Below are 20,402 nucleotides of genomic sequence, written 5' to 3'. Positions count from 1 at the left end.
TCTGACTTCGCTCAAGACGCATCCACCAAACGCGTTTGCCCGTTGTACCGCCCCGCTTGCACGGGGATCAAATACCGGTTCGAGTACGCCAGCATGCGCATCAAACCTGGAGTTCGCATGCGCATGATGTCTTGCTCGCAGCCTTTGAACGCCACTTGAACCGAGGCCAATCGGGCCGCTTCGCGATCGCTGGACAAGTGGCCAATGAAGAAGTTTTCAGTCTGGGCCAGCAAGTCCTCATTCACCGTGGATGGCGACTGCGTGGAGTAAACAATGCCAATATTGAACTTCGCGCCCTCTTTGGCAAAACGCGAATACACGTCGATCACGTTGGACGCACTGGACGGAAAAATCATGTGCGCCTCTTCGAAATAGATTTGCACATACCGATCGTTCAAGGCGTTGTTCACAAACTTTTGCTCTTGCGCATGAAACACCGCCACCGACAAGGTTTTGGCAAAGTAACGAATGATCTTTTCATTCGCTCCGCCCAAGTCCACGATCACCGTTTTGCCCACATGCAGTGCCTGCAAGATTTCGTCGGTGAACCCGTCGGCCATCGGCGCATGAAACGGCATACAAGGACGCAACACAAACGGGCCATCTGAGGTGTTGGGCGACAAGAACCTCGCCATGATCATTTCGTCCAACTCAAACAAGAACACGCCATTACGCATCAGGCATGGGTCGTTGCCATACGAAAGAGCGAACTTGGCGATCACGCGCATTTCGGCGCACATGTCCACAAACGACTTCGGGGGAGCAGGTGCCGGTTGGCCATTGATCGCTTGATAGGCCGCCAAACGCAAAGCTTGCGGGAAGCAAGGGTTGAGCAAACTTTTGAAACCCGTCTGGTTCAAGATTTGCAGCAAGCGCGACTCGTCGTGGTCGAAGCCCGCCTCATGCAAGATTGTCCAAAACAACATGATCTTGCGCAGCACACGCAGCGCCAAGTCTTCGCTCATGCGCGGGTCGCGCACCAACTCGGGCAAACGACAGTTCAGCAAAGTACGCACATAGTCGGTGGCCACCGTCGACTCTGGCAACAACTCGCGCATGATCTCAAGCGCTTTGTCCGTCTGCTCAAAGAAGTTAAAGCGCAGCAACTTACCGTCGGCATTGCCACCTCGGTCCGTCAAGAAATACACCCCACTGCGGTCACGGTACGACGACGCGATGGAGCCCCCATCTTGCGGGTTGTCGTTGGCGTATTCACCATTCACATCAAAAATCAACTGGCCCACCGAATGGTCGTGAACCGTGATGTCCAACATGCCCTGCACCAACAACTTCACCACGTTACTTTTACCCAAGCGGGTTTTGCCAAACATGGCTGTGCGTTTGCCGCGCACATCGCCCATGGACAGATAAATCGGCTGCGGCTGTTGTGTGTGCACATGGGTCTCGCTCTCTCGCAGCACACCGAGGTTGATGCGCTGACCGCTTGGCACCGTGCCATTCAAAATGATGGCGAGCATCAGCTGACACGGCATGAACGCGCAGTAACGACTGGCATGGCCAAGACGTCCTGAATCGCCAGAAAAACGAAAGCCATTGGCGCCCGTCGCATCCAACAACAAAGTGCCCAACACCTCAAACGACAACACGCTCAAACTGAGTGCGTCGCAACCCGGCGTGGCGGCCACCAACCGATGGCAGTGGCGCAAGGGGGGCTCGCTCAATTCAAGCGTCGACTTCACATCACGCAAACGCAACACGGTGAACTCGGCGCGACTGACATCTTCTGTGTGAGGCGCTTGCAGCGCCTCCTGAAACGGCGTGCCTGCATGCGTGTGACGCACCATCACCACAAAACTGCCACGCGTCAACCCTTGCGTATCGGGCTGTGCATGTAGGTTGGCCAGCACTTCCACGTGGTCGTAATGCGCGCTAATGACGGGGCCCAAATAATTTGAAGGCCCGAATGAAACGTGATTGATCATGGGTTGATGCGGTAAAACCGGATAGTAAAGTAGGCAAATTCGGCATTAAAGATTTGGGAAAGAAGACCGGCGCCCGAATAAAACATGAATTTGTAATAGCCATAACCGTCCACCTCAAACCCGTAATTCGCCCGCATCACGCCAATTGGGCCGTTCGGTTCATCCACAACACGAACCAACACAGGATGCCATTCGTCTTTTTTCAGCGAGGTGATGAGCTCAACGGGGCCACCATTGCTGTATGAATAGCCTACAGAGCACCCCGACTTCGGACAGTGGGTGAGGCTAAGCGACATGTATTCACCTTTGTTTTTATTCAGCACAAACTCGTAGTATTCGAGGCCATTCACCGTCCCCTTTGCGCCTAAGGCGGCCCACTTGCCGGACTTGCACATCAAAATTGTGTCGTTGCCATACGACACGTTTTCTTTGCTCCCATTACAAGCATCGCCTTCAACCCGGTCTCCCAACTTCAGGACTTGGGCGTTGACGACGTTGGCCTTCACAGTTTGCACATCCACCGACTGAGCTGTCAGCTTGCCCACATCTGAAATGCTGTTATTGGCAAAGCTCCAATCTGCGGTCGGTGGGTTGCTGCCATCTACGCGCGCGTGGTTGTTGGCGTAGGACGCACCGTAGCCATTGCGCACGGCCACAATGCCCGCCATCCCCACGTTGGTGGCGCTGCGCACAGGGTTAGGAATTTCAAAGTTCGCCCCCTTCAACTCCCCGCCTTTGGTGATGTTGGACATGGCCGCATCCGCACCAATTTCACGCCACGCAGCGTTGATGCGGTTGGCATAGCCCACGTTTGCCGAGCTGCTGAATGTGTAAGGCTGGGTGTTGAACACCACGCTGGTCAAACTGGTGGTGGTCTGTGGGTCGCAACCACCCGCACCGGGAAGCTGTGATGCAATCACCGAGCCAGGGTTGGCGGAATGCGTCGCCAAGCACACGCGGTCGATGTTGATGAACAAACGCCCTACCGCTTTGGTGGTTGATGCTGCGCCTGTGCTGGCATTGGCCTCGGCCACCACCAAGTCCATGGGCAGCGACGGCACGCCAACGGCCGCACCAGCTTTGTCGGAAGGCAAGTAACCTGCGGCAACCAATTCAGCGACGGTGGGTTGCATGCCATTGACCATGCTCACCGTGCTGGAAATCTGCAAACCACAAGCCACCGGCGTGAACGATCCCGATGTTCCGATCTTGAAGGTGGTGGTGCTGCAAGCCACAGGCAGTTTCTCCAGCGCCGCATAGTGGGTCACCATGTAGTTACCCACTGCGCTGTTGATGGCGGCGTATTGCTGACCGACCGCGCGGCCTTGCTCACCCTTCACAGCCAAGTTTTGCAAGTACAGCCCATAGGTCACCATGCCCGTAAAAATAGCCATGGCGATCATGACCTCGATCAAGATGAAGCCCTGTGTGCGGCGAAATGAGGGAATGCGTGTTGCGGTCATGTGGGTCTGATGGCGCTTTGAATTTCCATGGTGGTTTGCATGAAACCGAGCATCATGCCGCCCAGAATCAGGCCACCCATCACCAGCATGGTGGTGTTCACCTTGCTCGATGCGTCCTCCACGTTGCGCACGATTTTGTCAATCGAGCCCACGCCAATCTTCACAAAGGCGGTCACGGGATCGCGGCGCTTGGCGGCGTCTTCAATGCGGTCTTCGATCATTTGGGTTAACAACCCTGTGCGAAATGCGGTGCCAAACTTGGCCGCACTCTGATCGGAAAGACCACGCAAAATTTCTTTCAAATGCCAGCGCAACCAAGGGCTGCTGTATTTCATGGCGCGCTCAATGGCTGAGCGCAAGGACACCCCCGACTTGAGCAACACCGAGAGTGACACGATCAACATCGAACCCGTGTAGACGCGGTACATGCCGTAAGGCATGAAACGGTCCAAGCGTCGGCGCACCGGCCCTTGCCAACGCGGCAGTGAGTAGGCGAACGCCGTCGCCAAACTGAGGAACGCCAAGAAGGTGCAGATGCCGTAATGCAAGAGGTACTGCGACACGCCATACAACACACGCCCCATGAACGGCCACAAAGCAGGGTCAAACAACTGGGCCACGATGGGCACGGTAAACAAAGCAAAGCCCACCAACATCATGGAAAAAACCACCAGCAACATCACGGGATACACCACGGCCTTACGCGCAGCGGCTTGCATCATGTCGATTTTCTGAACGGTTTCAGCCAAGAAAAACAAACCCTTGGCCAACTCGGCATCACCGCCGCGTTGGATCGCATCCAGCAAGATCAACTCGGTGGGCGACACAATGGGAATCAAAGCGTCCGACAGCGAACCTACCTCCGTGGCCTGCAGCATCTCCAAGTACATCAAGGCGTCGCCACGGTTACGCCTGCGGGCACGGGCTTCGTAGTCTTTCAGCGTTGAAAACAACGGCACTTTGTCGGTCAGCGACGACGCCAAGTCGTAATAAAACTCAGCGCGGCGCGCGCGCAAAGCATGGCGCGCGCTGCGCAACAAGATCGCATCTGTCCACGAATTCAACATGCTGGGTTACACCTTGGGCGCAAACAACTTGGGCAAGCCGAAGTTCATCTCAAAGTAATACGGGTCAATCAAGCCCCGCGACATGTCGTAGAGCGCATGGCCCCACGCCTCTTTGCCCGTCATGTCAGACTCGTTGAATTTGGCCGTTCGCTTGGCGCGCCATGCTTTGCGGGCTTCGATGCCTTTGCCGTCTTTGAGCAGCAAGAACATCTCTTCATCCGGCAAGATCACTTCTGCGCTCACCTTCACGCCTTTCACACCCGCATGCTTGCTGTTGGAATAGTCGATATTGGGCTTCAGGCATTCCTCGCACCCACAATCGCTCGCACAATAAATATCGCGCACATCCAAGCCAAAAATCGTTTGATACGGAATCAACGCAGCAGGCGACATCACATCCATGGCACGCACCTTGCACGCGGGGCAGTTGATGGGCGTCAGCACTTGGTAGACCAAGGCTGACAAAAACTCAGGGTTGCACACGTTGTCGCGCAACAACCCCAGCGACTTGGAAGTCAGGCGGTCCACGACACCCAAGGCAGACGTGGCGTGCACCGTGGTCAAAATTTTGTGGCCCGTTTGAATCGCTCCTAAGGCCATCTCGGCTGAGAACGCATCGCGGATCTCGCCAAACATGCCCACGTCGGGGTCCATCCGCAAGAACGCCATCATGGCGCCCTTGAACGGGTTGGCCGACTCATCGCCATTCACGCTGCGCTGAATGGACAGGTGCGATACGCCATTGACGTGGTACTCCACCGGATCTTCGATGGACACAATTTTTCGGTTTCCTTCTTGGGCCAGCTGCGTGAGCAAGGTGTTCAAGGTGGTGGTCTTGCCCGAGCCCGTGATGCCCGCAATGAAGATGCCGCCCCACGAGCTGCCCACCGCTGTTTGCAAGGCATCAATTTGTGACGGGGTATAGCCCAAGGTGTCCAAACTCAGCTTCTTTTTGCTGTCTTTGTTGGTGCGCAAAATCCGCATGATCACATCCATGCCCGACACTGCCGGATGGCTCTGAAAGCGCAGGTTCACCGTCTCCGAGCCCAACACAAAAGGGATCATGGCTTGCTGCGCCAGCGCTTGGTTGAACACGCCTTCCGAACGCGAACGCTCTTCGGCAATGATGTTGTAGACCGCCGAAATACCGTCCAGCGCAATTTGGTGCGGCACCGCAGTCAGCACACGCATCAAGCCGTCCAACCGCACGCGCACCATGGCGCGGTTACCACGCAGCTCGAAATGCAAATCGGTCGCGCCTAAGTTGATGCAACTGGCCAGCACATCGCGAAACCAACCAATGGGCTGCGACTCCTTGACGATGTCGCTGAGCACTTCGGCGTCTTCCTCCATTTGTCGCGCTGTTTCTTTGCTGATACGCCCCACGTCGCGCAAGAGCACGTTCATCACTTCTTCACTGCAGGTGGCGTGGCCACGTGGCGAGTAGCCTCGGGCTTTCAAACGCTCGCGCAACGCAAACCACGCCACCTTGTTTTGCTCTTCAGGCGTGCACAACAAAAAGTAGCCTTTGTCTTGCAAGCCCAGCGCCACCAAAGTGCGCTCTTTGTCTTTGGGCACGGTGGTGATCGCCTCGTGCCCGTGCGTCAGCAAATGACTGAACGAAGGCACATCCTTGAAGTTGCTGATGAATTGCCCCGTCACACTGATCGGGGTGATGATGCTGGCGATACTCATGGTTGCATCGCTGGGCGCATTAATTCAGGAGGCAGCGGTGGTCGAGCGCCTAGCGCATGAGCACCAGAAACAGCCCCAGCAACAGGCGCAGCCAGCAGTACAGGTGCGTCAAAGTAGCCCTGCATTTGCGCGTGTGATCCAGGCGGGAAGGCTTGCACCACTTGGGTCTTCTCACGCATGCGCTGGCCGTTGGGTAGATACGCGAAATCAGCTGAATGCGCGCTCAAACGCACCAACATCCAAGGACCTGCGCGCAGTTGGTTTCTCATCACAGACAAGGGATACACCTTGCCTTCATAGACCACCTCGACCGACAAGTCTCGGTCTAGGCCGGTGATGCTCCACACCTTGGGTTGCGTCACCTCTGTGCGGACAGGCTTGGGCAAGGCGATGGGCTCGTTGTTCCCACGATGGGATGGACGCAAGCCCAATTCACCCGACTTGCTGGCTCGGGCGATTTCAATGGCTTGTTCGAGGGTGCTGCCGGTCATTTGGGCGTGGGCGGCAGTTGCACACACCGTGCCTAGCAACCAAATGGCGAGGCATTTATTTAGCTTTGGCATAGTAGCTTCCTTCCATCTTGTAGCGGAATTCGCGCGCGTCACTGAGGGCAACCTTCAAGTTCTCGGGCACAACATAGTCGGGCATCGGCAGTTCGGGCAGACTCCAAATGTCGTGGTCAATACTCCAAGCGCCTTTGACGATGGGGCGCATCAATTCGAGCGCACTGCCTTGCCCGCCAAACAAACTTGATTTACCCAAATTCACATTCAAATTTTTCAGCAGCGAGAGGTCTTGCAACTGACTGCCCCACAGCTTTTGCACGTCTTTTTCAACAGGCAAGGCTTTGTGGTCGATGACATGTTTGGCATCTGGCGCAAACAGCTCGCTGAGCTTGTGCTGCGTATGCACTTCAGCTCTGACCAGGTCACCTTCGAGTTTCAGGCTGGTTAAAGCTTTCAATTCGGCTGGCAATGCGGCCTCAAAGCTTTGGAAGGTGCCCGACGAACGCGACCAAACGACGTCGCACACCCGCTGTTTGCATTCGAGGGTTTTAAACGTCCAGCCCCCCACGTTCAAAGGCAGTTTGGCAAAAAACTGACCCCAAACCTTCAGGTTACGCCCACCTGGTTCGCCTGTGGTTTTGAGGGCGACGGCCAAAGTTTGCTCATACAGCAAGTTCGGGTTTTGTGCCGTTGCCGCCATGGCTGCTTCTTGCGCTTGGCGCATATCGAGGTACTGCTGAAACCCGTACAAACCGGCTGCGACGCAGAGTGCCCCAACCGACCCCATCACCATGCGCAACTTGACGTTGGGAATGCGCTTGAGCTTGGACTTGGCATCGGCCTTGTAAGCCACCTTGTGCAGCTCTAGGGGTTCAATTCCTGCCAGCCAGTTCACATTACCGTAGCTGTGCACCAGTTGTGAGGTGTTGATGTCGTTGAACTCTTGAATGAGTTGCTGAATCTCTTCTTGCGTCCCTATGACGTCGTAGCCAGGAATCGGGGCGTACTCCATCAAGCAGACCAAGCCGCACTGCTCGCCACTTTGAAACACAAACAACTCAGTGCCGCCCGCCGAAAAATGCTGCGCGAACACCAACGCTGCGGCGTGGGTATTTTTAGCGTCTTTGGGCAATCCACCAAACAGCCCCACCGTGCTCTCGTACTCGTTGAGCGCGTGGTGGGTGTAGCCCTCGTTGAAGGCGGTGTTCAGGATTTTTTTCCAACCCGCCCCTTCGCTGGCGGGCGTCCACATCCCGCCGAACACCAAATGCTTGCCATTCACCAACATCGTCGTGCTCACTGAAGACGCGGCGTGATCAAGATCACGGTGCTCTGCTTGCTGCTTTTGCCACGGCGACTGCCGGGCACCACGCCACGCACCATGTCGTTTTCGTCGCGCAGGTTGGTTTCCCGCTCAAAGCCCGACATCACCATCGTGTCACCCGAGGCCACATTGATGCGCTGCATGGTGCTGTAGCTGTCTACGCTGGGTAACTGAATGCGGTTGAGGGTCGCGCCCGAGCCGCTGGAGAAGTCTTTCAATTCACGCAAGGCGCTGACTTGCAACGTGCTTTCAATCAGCACGCGGTTGGAGTCCATGATGACGGGCATCAACACCATGCTGAACCCGGTGCTGACGGTGCCTGGCGTCAAGGTGGCACCTGTTGCCGCACCAGTCACAGCATTGCTGGCTCCCGCTGTGACTTGCGCCAGATACGACTCGCTGCTTTGCACGCCCAACGGCACGGGTTGGCGGTTGGTGGTGGCTACCACGGTGGAGTAAGTCGAGGTGACGCGGCCGTATTGCTCCAGCGCATTCACCAAGGCCTTGACCGAGCCACCGTCGTTACGCGAAATCGCGGCGCCGACAGACCCACCCGTGGACCCGCTGAACACACCGACTGAGCCAGGCGCGTTCAAACTCAACGCGCCCCCTAAGCCTCGGCTCACCACGCTCCAGTCGATGCCGGAAGCGTGTTCTTGCTTCAAGTCAATTTGCAGCACTTCGACATCGAGCACGATTTGGCGCAGCATGGTGTCGTTTTGTTTGTCGAGAAACTTGGCCACGGTGTTCACGTTGTGCAAAGCGTCGGTGACGGTGACCGTGCCGTTTTTGGAGTCGACCTGAATGCGGCCGCGTGGGGACACCAAGTTTTTCAACGTGGCTTCCAACATGGGCCACACATCGCTTTCAGCAGCGGCTGTGGCAGTCATGCCACCACCCATGCTGACAGCGCCCGATGTTTTCAAACCACCGGCCAAAGCTTTGACCGGCACAGAGCGCGTGACCACACGCGAGAACGTGATGCGCCCTTGCTGATGCTGCCACTGCAAACCTGCGCGGATGGCGATGTAGTCCAACAATCCTGTGACGGTGCCGCTGTAGTTCAGCTCAAACGTGTTGCTCAGTTCTTTGTCTGTGAACGCCGGCTGATTGGCCCCCGCGTCGACGGCTCGCTGTTTGATGTCATGGTTATCTTGCATCGCTTTGCTGGTAACGCCAGCGCCTGCACCCTGATTCAGCCCCGTTTGCAAGCCGCCATGACCGACGCCGATCGGCAGACCAGCCTGCATCACACCGCCAGGCGTGGCTGCACCGGTCGCCTGTCCCGGCGCAAACAGCGCCGCATCGAGCAAAGCATCGGGGGTTAGCACCACGGGAATGTCGATCAAGCGCTGCACCATCTCGCCCACGCTGCTCAGGCTGTGACGGCCGGGTACGCGCATGGTCACTCTGCCCAAATGGGCGGGCAATGGGTCAATGCGCTCGTAGGGCACCGAACGGGTGGTGAAACGCGGCAGGCTTTCTTCGACCAAATAAGGGCTGGCCAGTTGTTTTTTGCGCATCAGCGTTTGGGCCACTTCGCCCCGCGTTTGAATCTCCATTTGTTCTTTGGAGATTTTTTGGTGCAGCTCTTGGGCACAGCCCGTCAACAGGGTGAGGCACAAGGCAGCGCAAAGCTTATTGAACGCCAGCATCTTGGTACCTTGAAATGCGCAGGGTCAATGTCGTGCGGTTGGCCTTGGCTTGCAGCGGGTAGTCGGTACTGCCCAGCGATTGCATGACCGTGCCCACCGCCTTCAAAAATTCGCCTTCCAAGTGCAGGTTGGACTCGATGACAAAGTCGCGCTCGGCTTCCCACACCAGTTGCCAACCTGCGAGCTGGGCCCAGCGCTCTAAGGCGTGGGACAAACGTTTTTCTGATTGCTCAATGCTCCACACCTGACGCGCACCGACGCGGGTGGTGTTGTTATGCGTGTTGGCTTCGAGCATCACGGGTTTGGCTGCATGAGTGGCTGCCACGCCTTGTTGCTGGGTGGTGAGACCAGGGTCCAAACTCAAGACGGCACGCGGGGAGCGAATCCACTCGACGTCGAGGGCCACACGCGTTGCAGAAATTGAGTGGTCTTGAGTTTGGGCACTGGCAGCTGCGGCGAAGGCGCACAGCGCAAAGCAGCACCAACGGTTGGATTGAGACATGCTGGAGACTTTTGTTTTTTGCTTTCTGACACCCCAACTACACGCCGTTTCACGCAACCTTGAATGAAAACATGAACGGCGTTGTAGAAAGGATGATTCAGAAAACGGTTGAATTACAGGGTGTACGTCAACCAAAGGTTTTTCTTGGCGTTGGTCGCCGATGCGCAAGCTGTTGCTAAGTTAGCACTCGTTGCTTTAGCGCCTACAGCCTTGATATTGGTTACTGCAGTCGTTGGCTTGAGCGTGTCTGCGAGATAGGTGGTGGCTTCATCCGTTCCCACGGTCAGGGCGGCATTGCTCAGTGCGGCTCCAAGAGCAACACATGCATTGGTCGACAAGTTTGTAATACCCATGTTGTATGTCGTTGCAGTCGCTGACGTTTTTCCGAGGAGATAAAAACCTCCAAATGGGTTCTTGATCGTGGTGACGACCGGTGTTCCGCCCTTTGAGACGATGCTCTCAGGCCAGATTCCCAAAGTCGCCGCAGTACCGGCTGTATCAAGAAAGCTGGATTCAGACAACATCGTGGTGAACTTGTTGACATTCGCTGTTGCCAAGGTCACTTGCTGACTTGTTGTGTCAGCGTTGTTGTTTTCCAAGATTTTTTGCACGCCAAACAAGGCGCTCATGATCAAGACCGAAATGATGGCGACGGAGATCGACAGTTCGATCAAGGTGTAACCCGCTTGCTTGCCGAGTGATTTGATTGGGTGATTCATCTTCATTTTGTTACCTTTGTTTCAATTAGTAGTACATCAAATGATGCGTTGTGAACTATACAACCAAAAATACTATTTAGTACTACTTTTCAACAAAATTAACAAAAAGTTTTTATTTAATGATTCATGTTTGTTGTTTTTTTAAACCATCCAAGCCCTTGTGACGTCAAAACCTTGGGTGTTGAGCCCCAAGATCACCAAGGCTGCCAGCACCAAAGAAGGTCCAAAGGGCATGCGTTGTTCGGCAGTGCCACGCCCCGAGAGGCGCATCGCCACGGCCACCAGCACGGCCGACACACTGGCGCCCAGCACAAGCAAGGGAAGCGCCCCAACGCCTAACCAAGCACCCAAAGCTGCAAATAACTTGAAGTCACCGGCGCCCATACCCGGTTGGCCACGGACCCTTTCAAAGAGCTTGGCCACCAGCCACAAGCTCATGTAGCCCGCAATGGCACCCCAAAAAGCGGGAAAAAAGGGCTGCGCCGTCCAACCGAGGGCGGCGACGATCAACCCCGCCCACAACAAAGGCTGAGTGAGTTGGTCAGGCAACAGCTGGGTGTCGGCGTCAATGAAGGCCAACGCGATGAGGGTGGTGACAAAGCAGGCCCACAACACGGCCGCGCCACTTGGCCCCCAATGCGCCGCACACAAACCCCAAGCGGCCATGACGGCCAACTCCACCACGGGGTAGCGCCAAGACACCGAGTGCTGGCAATGGGCACAGCGGCCACGCAACACCAAAAAGCTCAAAACCGGCACCAAATCGCGGGCGCGCAGGGTGGTGCCGCAGTGCGGGCATTGCGAGCGCGTTTGCCAACTCATGAGTGGCGAGGCTTCTTCGTGGGGGACTGTCACTTCTAGATAGGCAGCGCAGTCGGCTCGCCATTCCCGCTGCAACTGCCTGGGCAGGCGGTAGATGACCACATTCAAGAAGCTGCCCAATTGAAGGCCCAAGATGGCCAAGGCGAAGATCAGAAAGTTATCCATACAAGTAAAAATCCTCAGGTTTCATATTTCAGTTAATTTTGACATTAAAAACTACATTGTCGTGATAAAGTACTACTAAATAAACGAATTTGGATTCAATCATGACTGTTAAATGGTTACTCGCTTTGATTTTTTTGGTTTTGACACGCGCCACTTGGGCCACCAACGCACCGTCGTGCTTGCAGTCGGCGGCGGAGTTTCACGGTGTGAACCCGCATTTGCTGCTGGCGGTGCTGCAAGTGGAATCTGGGCTCAACCCACGCGCGGTGGGCAAAAACACAAATGGCACGGTGGACTTGGGCATTGGCCAGATCAACTCCATGCATTTGCCAGAGTTGCAACGCTACGGCGTGACCGAAAAGCATTTGCTTGACGCGTGCAAAGGTGCTTATGTATCGGCGTGGTTTTTGAAGCGCGGGCTCGAGCGCCACGGCTACACCTGGTTTGGTGCCGCCGCCTACCATTCCGTGACGCCGGTGCACAACACGCGCTACCAAGGTTTGCTCAAAAATCAGCTGGCGCGCCAAGGCATTTCCCTCAACCCGGCACTGACCGTATCCACCATGACACTGGCGAGCATGAATTAGCTTAAAATTTCGCCAGTTAATTTTTTGAGGAACTGAACATGTCCAATCCGCACAACACCCCCCACACCGGCGAACAAGACGTGGTGGAATCCCTCGTGCCACTCATGCCCATCGTGTTGCCTGCGGCTGGCGCGGTGCTGATTTTCTTGTTGGCGTTCATCGCCGTGTTCATGGCCTAAGCCATCACGATGCGCACCGATTTGTGACGCGTCGCCCCAAAAAAGCGCCTGCCCAGGCGCTTTTTTGTTACCTTTTTGATGCATTACCCATATTTATGCCCCTTTGAAAGGCTGTGTAAGGGGTACGATTCTTAAAATAGCCGACCCGTGTCACACCACGGCAATGCATTGAGGTCAGCGCCTCGCGCCAACGCAGCTGGGCTCTGATCTCAATTTTTTGACTTAGGAGTTTGAGATGAACGTGAATGCACCCGCATATGTGAAGAACCCCAAGCTGGTCGCTTGGGTGGCTGAGATGGCCGCCCTGTGCAAACCAGACACCGTCTACTGGTGTGACGGCAGCCAAGAAGAGTACGACCGCCTCTGCCAGCAATTGGTCGACGCCGGCACCTTCACCAAACTGAACGCGGCCAAGCGCCCCAATTCGTTCTTAGCCTGCTCTGACCCCACCGACGTGGCCCGCGTGGAAGACCGCACCTACATCTGTTCAGAGAAAAAAGAAAACGCCGGCCCCACCAACAACTGGATGGCCCCCGCCGAGATGCGCGCCACCTTGAACCCTTTGTTCGACGGCTGTATGAAAGGCCGCACCATGTATGTGGTGCCCTTCAGCATGGGCCCCATGGGCTCGCACATTGCGCACGTCGGCATTGAGTTGTCAGACAGCGCTTATGTGGCGGTGAATCAACGCATCATGACCCGCATGGGCAAAGCCGTGTACGACGTGATCGGCACCGACGGCGCGTTTGTGCCTTGCGTGCACACCGTGGGCGCACCTTTGGCCGCTGGCCAAGCCGACGTGAAGTGGCCTTGCAACAAAACCAAGTACATCGTGCACTACCCCGAGACCCGCGAAATCTGGTCTTACGGCTCGGGCTACGGCGGCAACGCGTTGTTGGGCAAGAAGTGCTTTGCCTTGCGCATTGCGTCAAACATGGGTAACGACCAAGGTTGGTTGGCCGAGCACATGCTCATTTTGGGCGTGACCAACCCTCAAGGTAAGAAGTACCACGTCGCGGCCGCGTTCCCCAGCGCTTGCGGCAAAACCAACTTCTCGATGTTGGTGCCGCCCGAAGGCTTTGACGGCTGGAAAGTCACCACCATCGGTGACGACATCGCTTGGATCAAGCCCAACGCAGACGGCAAGTTGTACGCCATCAACCCAGAAGCGGGTTACTTTGGCGTGGCCCCCGGCACCAACTTCCACACCAACCCCAACTGCATGGCCAGCTTGGACAAGAACGTCATCTTCACCAACGTCGCGCTGACCGACGACGGTGACGTGTGGTGGGAAGGTATGGAAAAAGACACCGGCTCAATGCCCGACCACTTGATCGACTGGCAAGGCAAGGACTGGACACCCACCATTGCCAAAGAAACCGGCGCCAAAGCCGCCCACCCCAACGCCCGCTTCACCGTGGCTGCCACCAACAACCCCGCGCTGGACAGCCAGTGGGACGACGCCAACGGCGTGGCCATTGACGCCTTCATCTTCGGCGGCCGTCGCTCCACCACCGTGCCTTTGGTGACCGAAGCACGCAGCTGGACCGAAGGCGTTTACATGGCCGCAACCATGGGCTCTGAAACCACCGCTGCGGCCGCTGGCCAACAAGGCGTGGTGCGCCGCGACCCGTTCGCCATGTTGCCCTTCATCGGCTACAACATGAGCGACTACTTCCAACACTGGCTCAACATGGGCGAGAAGTTAGAAGCCGCCAAAGCCAAGCTGCCCTCGATCTACTGCGTGAACTGGTTCCGCAAAGGTGACGACGGCAAGTTTGTGTGGCCTGGCTACGGCGAGAACATGCGCGTCTTGAAATGGATGATTGATCGTCTTGAAGACCAGGCCCAAGGCGCTGAAAACGTGTTCGGCGTGAGCCCCACGTACGAAGAAATCAACTGGACCGGCTTGAACTTCACAGCAGACCAATTCAAGACCGTCACCAACATCGACAAAGCGGCGTGGGTGGAGGAGTTGAAGCTGCACGAAGAGTTGTTCACCCAACTGGCTTACCACCTGCCCGTTGAGATGACCGCCACCAAAGTGGCTTTGGCTGCGCGTCTCGAAGCGTAATTGGCCCCAGCAGCACTTGGCTTACGCTGGGTGCTGCACGCGAAGACTCAAGATATGAAATCCCCCGCAAGCTGCAAAGCTTGCGGGGGATTTTTATATTTGCACCCGCGTGCCCAGTTCAACCACCGAGTTGTCGGGCAAGTGGAAGAACTCCACCACACCCCCTGAGTTGCGCGTCATGGCGGCGAACAGTTTTTCTCGCCACTGCGACATGCCACCTCCTGGTGTTGAAACCACCGTTTCTCGGCTCAAAAAGTAAGAGGTTTCAAACACAGGAATCTCAAGGCCATGCGCTTGGCAATGGGTCAAGGCTTTGGGCACATCAGGCGTGTTCATGAAGCCGAACTTGATCCAGACTTGCCAGAAGTGTTCGCTCAAACGCTCCACGCGGACGCGTTGTTTGTCGGACACCCAAGGCACGTTATCGAACTCCACCGTCAAGATGATGTTTTTCTCGTGCAGCACTTGGTTGTGCTTCATGTTGTGCAGCAAGGCTTGGGGCACAGTTTCGGGGTTGGCCACCGCATAAATGGCGGTGCGCTTGGCCAAGTGTGAACCACCCGAGTCGATGTGTTGGATGAAGGAGCCCAAGTCCAAGCCATCGCGACGGATGGTGTCCACCACCAACTCACGGCCACGCGACCAGGTAGTCATCACCATGTAAAGCGTCAAACCCATAGCGATCGGCAACCAGCCGCCGTCAAAGAATTTGATGATGCAACCGGCAAATAAGAAGCCATCGATGGTTAAGAAAAACAGCGTAGCGGCCACCGCCAAAGGGGTGCGAACCTTCCAAGCGTCGTGCACCACAAAAAAGGTCATCACGGTCGTGATTACCATGGTCAAGGTCACCGCAATGCCGTACGCGCCGGCCAGTGCCGATGAGCTTTTGAAAGTCAACACCGCGATCAACACACCGGCCAGCAAAATCCAATTGACGCTAGGCATGTAGATTTGCCCCACCTCTTGTTCCGAGGTGTACTTGATGTCCATGCGCGGCAAGAAGCCCAACAAAATGGCTTGCTTGGTCATGGAATAGGCGCCCGAAATCACCGCTTGCGAGGCAATGATGGCCGCCATCGTGGCCAACACCACGGCGGCGATCATCCATTCGTCGGGGAACATGCGAAAGAAAGGGTTTTCAATTGCGCTGGCATCACGCATCAGCAAGGCGCCTTGGCCCATGTAGTGCAAAGCCAAGCTGGGCATGACCAAGCCCATCCACGCCATTTGAATCGGCTTGCGGCCAAAGTGGCCCATGTCGGCATACAAGGCCTCTGCACCTGTCAATGCCAACACAATCGCGCCCACCGCAGCCAGCACAAGGGGGCCACGGTCGATCAAGAAGTTCATGCCGCGCAGTGGGTTCAAAGCCGACAAGATGTCGGGTGTTTGCACAATTTGCATCACGCCGGTCGCACCCAACACCACAAACCAAAGCACGATGATGGGGCCAAAAAATTTACCCACTAAGTGGGTGCCCCAACGCTGCATGAAAAACAACATCACCAGCACCACCAGTGCAGCAGGCACCACGAAAGGCTCTAGGCTAGGGGCAATGACTTGCAAACCCTCCATGGCACCTAACACCGAAATGGCTGGGGTGATGACGCTGTCGCCATAAAACAAGGTAGCGCCAAACAAGCCCAGCATGAGCAGAAAATGACGCAACTTCGGGTTGTGCTTCACGGCATTGGCCGCCAATGCCGTCAGCGCCAACGCCCCACCTTCGCCACGGTTGTCGGCACGCAGAATCAAAATCACATATTTCAAGGTGACGATGAGCATGAGCGCCCAAAAGATAGCGGAGACCGCCCCAATCAAGTTTTCTGGTGTGAGCGCCACGCCCGTGGCGGGCAAGAACACTTCTTTGACCGTGTACAACGGGCTGGTCCCGATATCTCCGTACACCACACCAATGGCGCCCAAGGTCAACGCGGCGGTTGACTGGCGTTTGATGTGCGCCGAGGGATTGTCTAAATCTATGGCCGACATAAAGCACTCCTGTTTAAGTGCCTCAAGGCTGCCAGCAAGCGTGTTAGGAAGGCATAAGTGTCAGGCGATAGCCCACACCCGGTTCGTTCAACAGCACGACGGGCTCGGTCGGGTTGGCTTCGAGTTTGGCGCGCAACTGGCCCATATACAGACGCAAATAATGGGTTTGGTCCACATGCTCAGGGCCCCACACATCCACCAGCAATTGGCGGTGCGTCACCACCTGACCCGCTTGACGCACCAAGCGCGCCAACAACTTGAACTCGGTGGGCGTCAGATGCACGGGCTCACCGGCTAAATGCACGGCGTGTTTGGCCAAATCGATCTCTAACGCACCGGCGCGGTAATGCGTTTGCGGCGCCAGCACAACCGTGCCCCGGTGTCGCAACGTGACACGCATGCGCGCCAGCAACTCGCTGATGCTGAAGGGTTTGACCAAGTAATCGTCAGCACCCGCATCGAGTAAGGCGACTTTGTTGGCGTCGTCATGACGCGCTGAGATGATCAGCACGGGCAAGGCGTACTGCGCGCGCACGGTGCGCAACAAGTCGCCACCATCGCCATCGGGCAAACCCAAATCTAAAAGCAACACGTCCAAGGGGCGGTCTGAGGCCATGCTGTGACGCAGCACCGCACTGGCATCGGCGGCGCTACCACTGGCCACGACCTCATAGCCCTCTACGCTCAAGGCATCGCGCAAGGTTTGGCGCAATTCACGGTCATCTTCGACCAACAACACTTTGAGGGCCATACGCTTCAAGCCTCCACGCGCACGTCGGGCTGCTGCACCACGGGCAAGGACAGGCACATCACCGCGCCTTGCGGCTGGTGGTCTTCTACCCAGATCGTGGCGCCATGGACTTTGGCAATCGCCTGACACACAGCCAAGCCTACGCCCATGCCACGGCGCAGCTGTGTGTTGTCCGTGGCATCGGCCTGGGCTGTGTCAGCATGCACGCGCTCAAAGGCCTGAAACACTTTGTCTTTCCAGGCATCCACAATGCCTGTGCCTTGGTCGATCATTCGCACCTCTAGGGCGCTGGCTGTGGCCAGCACTTGAATCTCAATCGGCGTGTGGCTTGGGCTGTACTTGATGGCGTTTTCCATCAAGTTATCAAACAACTGCACCAACAAAATGGCATCGCAGTGAATGAGGGGCAAGCCATCGGGCACCGTCACCACGATCTCACGCTGCGGGTAACGCTGACGGGCTTTGGCCAGCACAGAACTCAAAATTTCTTGCAACGACTCCCAGTCTTTTTGAATCTGCAAAGGTGCTGCATCTAAACGCGCCAGCTGCAAGGTGTTGGTGGTCATGCGGTTGAGGTGCTGCGCTTCATCCAAGATGGTTTGGGCCAAGCCTGCCACTTTGTCGGTGCTCAAGCGCGGGGCTTGGGTGTGAATCACAGAAGCTGCCCCCATGAGGTTGGCCAGCGGCGTGCGGTAGTCATGCGAAATAGAGGTGAGCAAGGTGTTGCGCAGGCTTTGGCTTTGCGCGTCGTCTTTGGCTTGCTGGGCGAGTCGCAGGGTTTGGGCGCGCTCCATTTCTAGGCCCAACACATCACACGCCTGTTGCAGAACATCCCGCTGTAGGGCCGTCAACGGCTTGGGGCCTGCGCCGTGCAAGGCTGCCGCCCCAAACGCACGAACGTGGCCACGCAAGGGCAAAAACACCGTCGACTGATTTTCATGCCGCCCCGTGCCAGGACCCATGGCACCCATCTGTTGAGCGCACGCCCACAAACCTTGCACGTCTTGCGCTTGGGGCTGGCCCACCCACTGGCCGTCCGCCATGGCAGGCGCAGTCACAGCATCTTGAAGGAGCAGCACCGAGACATCGGAGCCGCTGTTTTCAACCAAAACGGATTGCAACAAAACACCTTGTGCCGTTAGCTCGCGGGTTTCGCGCAAGGTTTCGCCCAACACACGCAGTTGCTCGGAGGCGTAGGCATTTTGGCTTTCTAAGGCAGCAGCCATGCGCAAGCGCGCCATCAAATAGCTGACGACCGAACTCACCGCCATCATGGTGACGAGCAGCAGCATGTCTTGGTGCAAATGCACGCTGAAGGTCAAGCGCGGTTCGACAAAAAACCAATTGAACATCAGCACCGACAACGCACTGCAGCCCACAGACACCCACGTCGATAGCCAGACACCCGCCATGGCGCTGGCCAACACCAGCAAAAGCGCCAAGTTTCCCAAATTGAGCACACCGTCCAAACGCCACAACAAGGCCCACGCGCACAACCAAATCACCGTGGCGGGCCAACGGGCTTCAAATTTTGGGGGCGATACGCGGCGGACGATGGGCATGAACAAAGGCTAGCACAGCTGTTTCTATGGCTTTTCTGAGCGTATGCAATCACGCGCAAGGTTTGCAAGACAATCCAAGCTTCACATTTTTCAGGTGCTGGCAGACCATGCCAACACCCGCTTTCAAAGGCCACGCTCGTGAACACCACCCTCATTTCCGCCCTACGCACCGCAGCCCTGCTTTTCAGCATGGCCGCCCTACCCGCCTTCGCTCAGAACGTCATCAAAATTGGCGAAATCAACAGCTACAAAGCCCAGCCTGCCTTCCTCGATCCGTACAAAAAAGGCATGGAATTGGCGGTGGAAGAAATCAACGCCAAGGGCGGCGTGAACGGCAAGCAGCTGCAACTCATCACGCGCGACGACAACGCCTCACCCGGCGACGCCGTACGTGCCGCCGAAGAGCTGCTGAGCCGCGAAAAGGTGGATGTGCTCTCGGGTGCCTTCCTCTCGCACATTGGCTTGGCGCTGGGCGACTTTGCCAAGCAACGCAAAGTGTTCTTCCTCGCGGGCGAGCCGCTGACCGACAAAATGGTCTGGCAAAACGGCAACCGCTACACCTACCGCCTGCGCGCCAGCACCTACATGCAAGTGGCCATGCTGGTGCCGGAAGCGGCCAAGCTCAAGAAAAAACGCTGGGCTGTGGTGTACCCCAACTACGAATACGGCCAATCAGCCGCCGCCACCTTCAAGCAACTGCTGAAGGCCGCGCAACCTGATGTGGAGTTTGTGGGCGAGCAAGCGCCAGCGTTGGGCAAGATCGACGCAGGCTCGGTGACGCAGGCGCTGGCCGATGCCAAACCCGACGCCATCTTCAACGTGTTGTTTGCCACCGACCTGTCCAAGTTTGTGCGCGAAGGCAACACGCGCGGTTTGTTCCAAGGCCGCGAGGTGGTGAGCCTCTTAACCGGTGAGCCCGAGTATTTAGAGCCGCTGAAAGACGAAACGCCCAACGGCTGGATCGTCACCGGCTACCCGTGGTACGGCGTGCAAACGCCGGAGCACAAAGCCTTTTTCTTGGCCTACCACCGCAAGTTCAATGACCATCCCCGTTTGGGCTCGGTCGTGGGTTACAGCATGATTCAGGCTTTGGCCGCAGGCATTGGCAAGGCCAAGAGCACCGAGACTGAGAAGCTGATCACTGCCTTCAGCGGCTTGAGTTTCAGCACGCCGTTTGGCAATGCCACCTTCCGCAAACAAGACAACCAGTCCACCATGGGTGCGTTTTTGGGTCGCACCAAAAACGACAATGGCAAAGGCGTGTTGGTAGACTACCGCTACATCGATGGCGCCACGGTGCAACCCAACGATGACGTTGTGAAGAAACTCCGGCCGACCAACTAAGCGCCGTTCCAACCCCAACACAACGCCCGCCTCTTGCGGGCGTTTTAAT

At 56.6% G+C, this 20,402-nt stretch carries 17 protein-coding genes; 4 read left to right on the top strand and 13 right to left on the bottom strand.

Features of this window, described 5'->3' with window-relative positions; genetic code table 11:
- Positions 1 to 11: 11 nt before the first annotated feature.
- The 10 genes from B9Z42_RS12120 to B9Z42_RS12075 form a co-directional block, all read right to left on the bottom strand.
- Positions 12 to 1,943 (bottom strand): ATP-binding protein, encoded by a 1,932-nt coding sequence (locus B9Z42_RS12120; protein ID WP_100133651.1) that lies wholly within the window; start codon positions 1,941 to 1,943, stop codon positions 12 to 14.
- Entirely contained in the window at positions 1,940 to 3,406 is a 1,467-nt protein-coding gene (locus B9Z42_RS12115; protein ID WP_100133650.1) for a type II secretion system protein, read from the bottom strand. The genes B9Z42_RS12120 and B9Z42_RS12115 overlap by 4 nt, the downstream gene beginning before the upstream one ends.
- Complete coding sequence (locus tag B9Z42_RS12110; protein ID WP_100133649.1) at positions 3,403 to 4,473, bottom strand: hypothetical protein; 1,071 nt, start codon at positions 4,471 to 4,473, stop codon at positions 3,403 to 3,405. Before B9Z42_RS12110 ends, B9Z42_RS12115 begins: the two co-directional genes overlap by 4 nt.
- 6 nt (positions 4,474 to 4,479) lie before the next feature.
- The gene (locus B9Z42_RS12105; protein ID WP_100133648.1) at positions 4,480 to 6,168 is read right to left on the bottom strand and encodes a GspE/PulE family protein; all 1,689 of its coding nucleotides are present in this window, start codon (positions 6,166 to 6,168) and stop codon (positions 4,480 to 4,482) included.
- Positions 6,165 to 6,731: a hypothetical protein gene (locus B9Z42_RS12100; RefSeq protein WP_143474085.1), complete on the bottom strand. Its 567-nt coding sequence runs from the start codon at positions 6,729 to 6,731 to the stop codon at positions 6,165 to 6,167. The genes B9Z42_RS12105 and B9Z42_RS12100 overlap by 4 nt, the downstream gene beginning before the upstream one ends.
- A complete protein-coding gene (gene pilO2, locus B9Z42_RS12095; protein ID WP_143474084.1) occupies positions 6,715 to 7,974 on the bottom strand; it encodes a type 4b pilus protein PilO2 in 1,260 nt (419 codons plus the stop codon). Before pilO2 ends, B9Z42_RS12100 begins: the two co-directional genes overlap by 17 nt.
- Positions 7,971 to 9,653, bottom strand: coding sequence for a hypothetical protein (locus B9Z42_RS12090; protein WP_100133645.1), 1,683 nt, complete (start codon positions 9,651 to 9,653; stop codon positions 7,971 to 7,973). Before B9Z42_RS12090 ends, pilO2 begins: the two co-directional genes overlap by 4 nt.
- Positions 9,637 to 10,155 carry a TcpQ domain-containing protein gene (locus tag B9Z42_RS12085; RefSeq protein WP_143474083.1) on the bottom strand — a complete coding sequence of 173 codons (519 nt, stop codon included), beginning with the start codon at positions 10,153 to 10,155 and terminating at the stop codon, positions 9,637 to 9,639. The genes B9Z42_RS12090 and B9Z42_RS12085 overlap by 17 nt, the downstream gene beginning before the upstream one ends.
- 113 nt (positions 10,156 to 10,268) lie before the next feature.
- A complete protein-coding gene (locus tag B9Z42_RS12080) occupies positions 10,269 to 10,874 on the bottom strand; it encodes a Tfp pilus assembly protein FimT/FimU (protein ID WP_255408004.1) in 606 nt (201 codons plus the stop codon).
- A gap of 141 nt (positions 10,875 to 11,015) precedes the next feature.
- Positions 11,016 to 11,861 carry an A24 family peptidase gene (locus B9Z42_RS12075; protein ID WP_100133642.1) on the bottom strand — a complete coding sequence of 282 codons (846 nt, stop codon included), beginning with the start codon at positions 11,859 to 11,861 and terminating at the stop codon, positions 11,016 to 11,018.
- Between the two features lie 101 nt (positions 11,862 to 11,962).
- Here B9Z42_RS12075 and B9Z42_RS12070 point away from each other — a divergent pair, with 101 nt between their 5' ends.
- The 3 genes from B9Z42_RS12070 (at position 11,963) to B9Z42_RS12065 (ending at position 14,701) form a co-directional block, all read left to right on the top strand.
- Positions 11,963 to 12,448, top strand: coding sequence for a transglycosylase SLT domain-containing protein (locus B9Z42_RS12070; protein WP_100133641.1), 486 nt, complete (start codon positions 11,963 to 11,965; stop codon positions 12,446 to 12,448).
- 38 nt (positions 12,449 to 12,486) lie between these two features.
- Positions 12,487 to 12,627 (top strand): hypothetical protein, encoded by a 141-nt coding sequence (locus tag B9Z42_RS16370; RefSeq protein ID WP_199172050.1) that lies wholly within the window; start codon positions 12,487 to 12,489, stop codon positions 12,625 to 12,627.
- A gap of 235 nt (positions 12,628 to 12,862) precedes the next feature.
- Positions 12,863 to 14,701, top strand: a complete 1,839-nt coding sequence (locus B9Z42_RS12065; RefSeq protein WP_100133640.1) for a phosphoenolpyruvate carboxykinase (GTP) — start codon at positions 12,863 to 12,865, stop codon at positions 14,699 to 14,701.
- 93 nt (positions 14,702 to 14,794) lie between these two features.
- Here B9Z42_RS12065 and B9Z42_RS12060 read toward each other — a convergent pair whose 3' ends face one another.
- Genes B9Z42_RS12060 through B9Z42_RS12050 form a run of 3 tightly spaced genes read right to left on the bottom strand, consistent with a single transcriptional unit; the run spans position 14,795 to position 19,009 of the window.
- The gene (locus B9Z42_RS12060) at positions 14,795 to 16,696 is read right to left on the bottom strand and encodes a potassium transporter Kup (protein ID WP_100133639.1); all 1,902 of its coding nucleotides are present in this window, start codon (positions 16,694 to 16,696) and stop codon (positions 14,795 to 14,797) included.
- A gap of 43 nt (positions 16,697 to 16,739) precedes the next feature.
- Positions 16,740 to 17,447 carry a response regulator gene (locus B9Z42_RS12055; protein WP_100133638.1) on the bottom strand — a complete coding sequence of 236 codons (708 nt, stop codon included), beginning with the start codon at positions 17,445 to 17,447 and terminating at the stop codon, positions 16,740 to 16,742.
- Between the two features lie 5 nt (positions 17,448 to 17,452).
- Positions 17,453 to 19,009 (bottom strand): ATP-binding protein, encoded by a 1,557-nt coding sequence (locus B9Z42_RS12050; protein WP_100133637.1) that lies wholly within the window; start codon positions 19,007 to 19,009, stop codon positions 17,453 to 17,455.
- A 189-nt stretch (positions 19,010 to 19,198) separates the two neighbouring features.
- Between B9Z42_RS12050 and B9Z42_RS12045 the strand changes: the two genes are divergently transcribed.
- The gene (locus tag B9Z42_RS12045; protein ID WP_100133691.1) at positions 19,199 to 20,353 is read left to right on the top strand and encodes an ABC transporter substrate-binding protein; all 1,155 of its coding nucleotides are present in this window, start codon (positions 19,199 to 19,201) and stop codon (positions 20,351 to 20,353) included.
- Positions 20,354 to 20,402 lie beyond the last annotated feature (49 nt).

Source organism: Limnohabitans sp. B9-3 (assembly GCF_002778325.1).
GTDB classification, from domain to species: Bacteria; Pseudomonadota; Gammaproteobacteria; order Burkholderiales; family Burkholderiaceae_C; genus Limnohabitans; species Limnohabitans kasalickyi.
Note: the sequence above shows the minus strand (reverse complement) of the source record. Positions and strands in the feature narration are given on the sequence as shown.

What these genes read in the sequence shown, in the direction of transcription:
- B9Z42_RS12045 (WP_100133691.1), top strand. Translation starts at nt 19,199, where the DNA reads ATGGCCGCCCTACCCGCCTTCGCTCAGAACGTCATCAAAATTGGCGAA.
- B9Z42_RS12080 (WP_255408004.1), bottom strand. Translation starts at nt 10,874, where the DNA reads ATGAATCACCCAATCAAATCACTCGGCAAGCAAGCGGGTTACACCTTG.
- B9Z42_RS12050 (WP_100133637.1), bottom strand. Translation starts at nt 19,009, where the DNA reads ATGCCCATCGTCCGCCGCGTATCGCCCCCAAAATTTGAAGCCCGTTGG.
- B9Z42_RS16370 (WP_199172050.1), top strand. Translation starts at nt 12,487, where the DNA reads ATGTCCAATCCGCACAACACCCCCCACACCGGCGAACAAGACGTGGTG.
- B9Z42_RS12065 (WP_100133640.1), top strand. Translation starts at nt 12,863, where the DNA reads ATGAACGTGAATGCACCCGCATATGTGAAGAACCCCAAGCTGGTCGCT.
- B9Z42_RS12110 (WP_100133649.1), bottom strand. Translation starts at nt 4,473, where the DNA reads ATGTTGAATTCGTGGACAGATGCGATCTTGTTGCGCAGCGCGCGCCAT.
- B9Z42_RS12090 (WP_100133645.1), bottom strand. Translation starts at nt 9,653, where the DNA reads ATGCTGGCGTTCAATAAGCTTTGCGCTGCCTTGTGCCTCACCCTGTTG.
- B9Z42_RS12085 (WP_143474083.1), bottom strand. Translation starts at nt 10,155, where the DNA reads ATGTCTCAATCCAACCGTTGGTGCTGCTTTGCGCTGTGCGCCTTCGCC.
- B9Z42_RS12075 (WP_100133642.1), bottom strand. Translation starts at nt 11,861, where the DNA reads ATGGATAACTTTCTGATCTTCGCCTTGGCCATCTTGGGCCTTCAATTG.
- B9Z42_RS12120 (WP_100133651.1), bottom strand. Translation starts at nt 1,943, where the DNA reads ATGATCAATCACGTTTCATTCGGGCCTTCAAATTATTTGGGCCCCGTC.
- B9Z42_RS12070 (WP_100133641.1), top strand. Translation starts at nt 11,963, where the DNA reads ATGACTGTTAAATGGTTACTCGCTTTGATTTTTTTGGTTTTGACACGC.
- B9Z42_RS12060 (WP_100133639.1), bottom strand. Translation starts at nt 16,696, where the DNA reads ATGTCGGCCATAGATTTAGACAATCCCTCGGCGCACATCAAACGCCAG.
- B9Z42_RS12100 (WP_143474085.1), bottom strand. Translation starts at nt 6,731, where the DNA reads ATGCCAAAGCTAAATAAATGCCTCGCCATTTGGTTGCTAGGCACGGTG.
- B9Z42_RS12115 (WP_100133650.1), bottom strand. Translation starts at nt 3,406, where the DNA reads ATGACCGCAACACGCATTCCCTCATTTCGCCGCACACAGGGCTTCATC.
- B9Z42_RS12105 (WP_100133648.1), bottom strand. Translation starts at nt 6,168, where the DNA reads ATGAGTATCGCCAGCATCATCACCCCGATCAGTGTGACGGGGCAATTC.
- B9Z42_RS12055 (WP_100133638.1), bottom strand. Translation starts at nt 17,447, where the DNA reads ATGGCCCTCAAAGTGTTGTTGGTCGAAGATGACCGTGAATTGCGCCAA.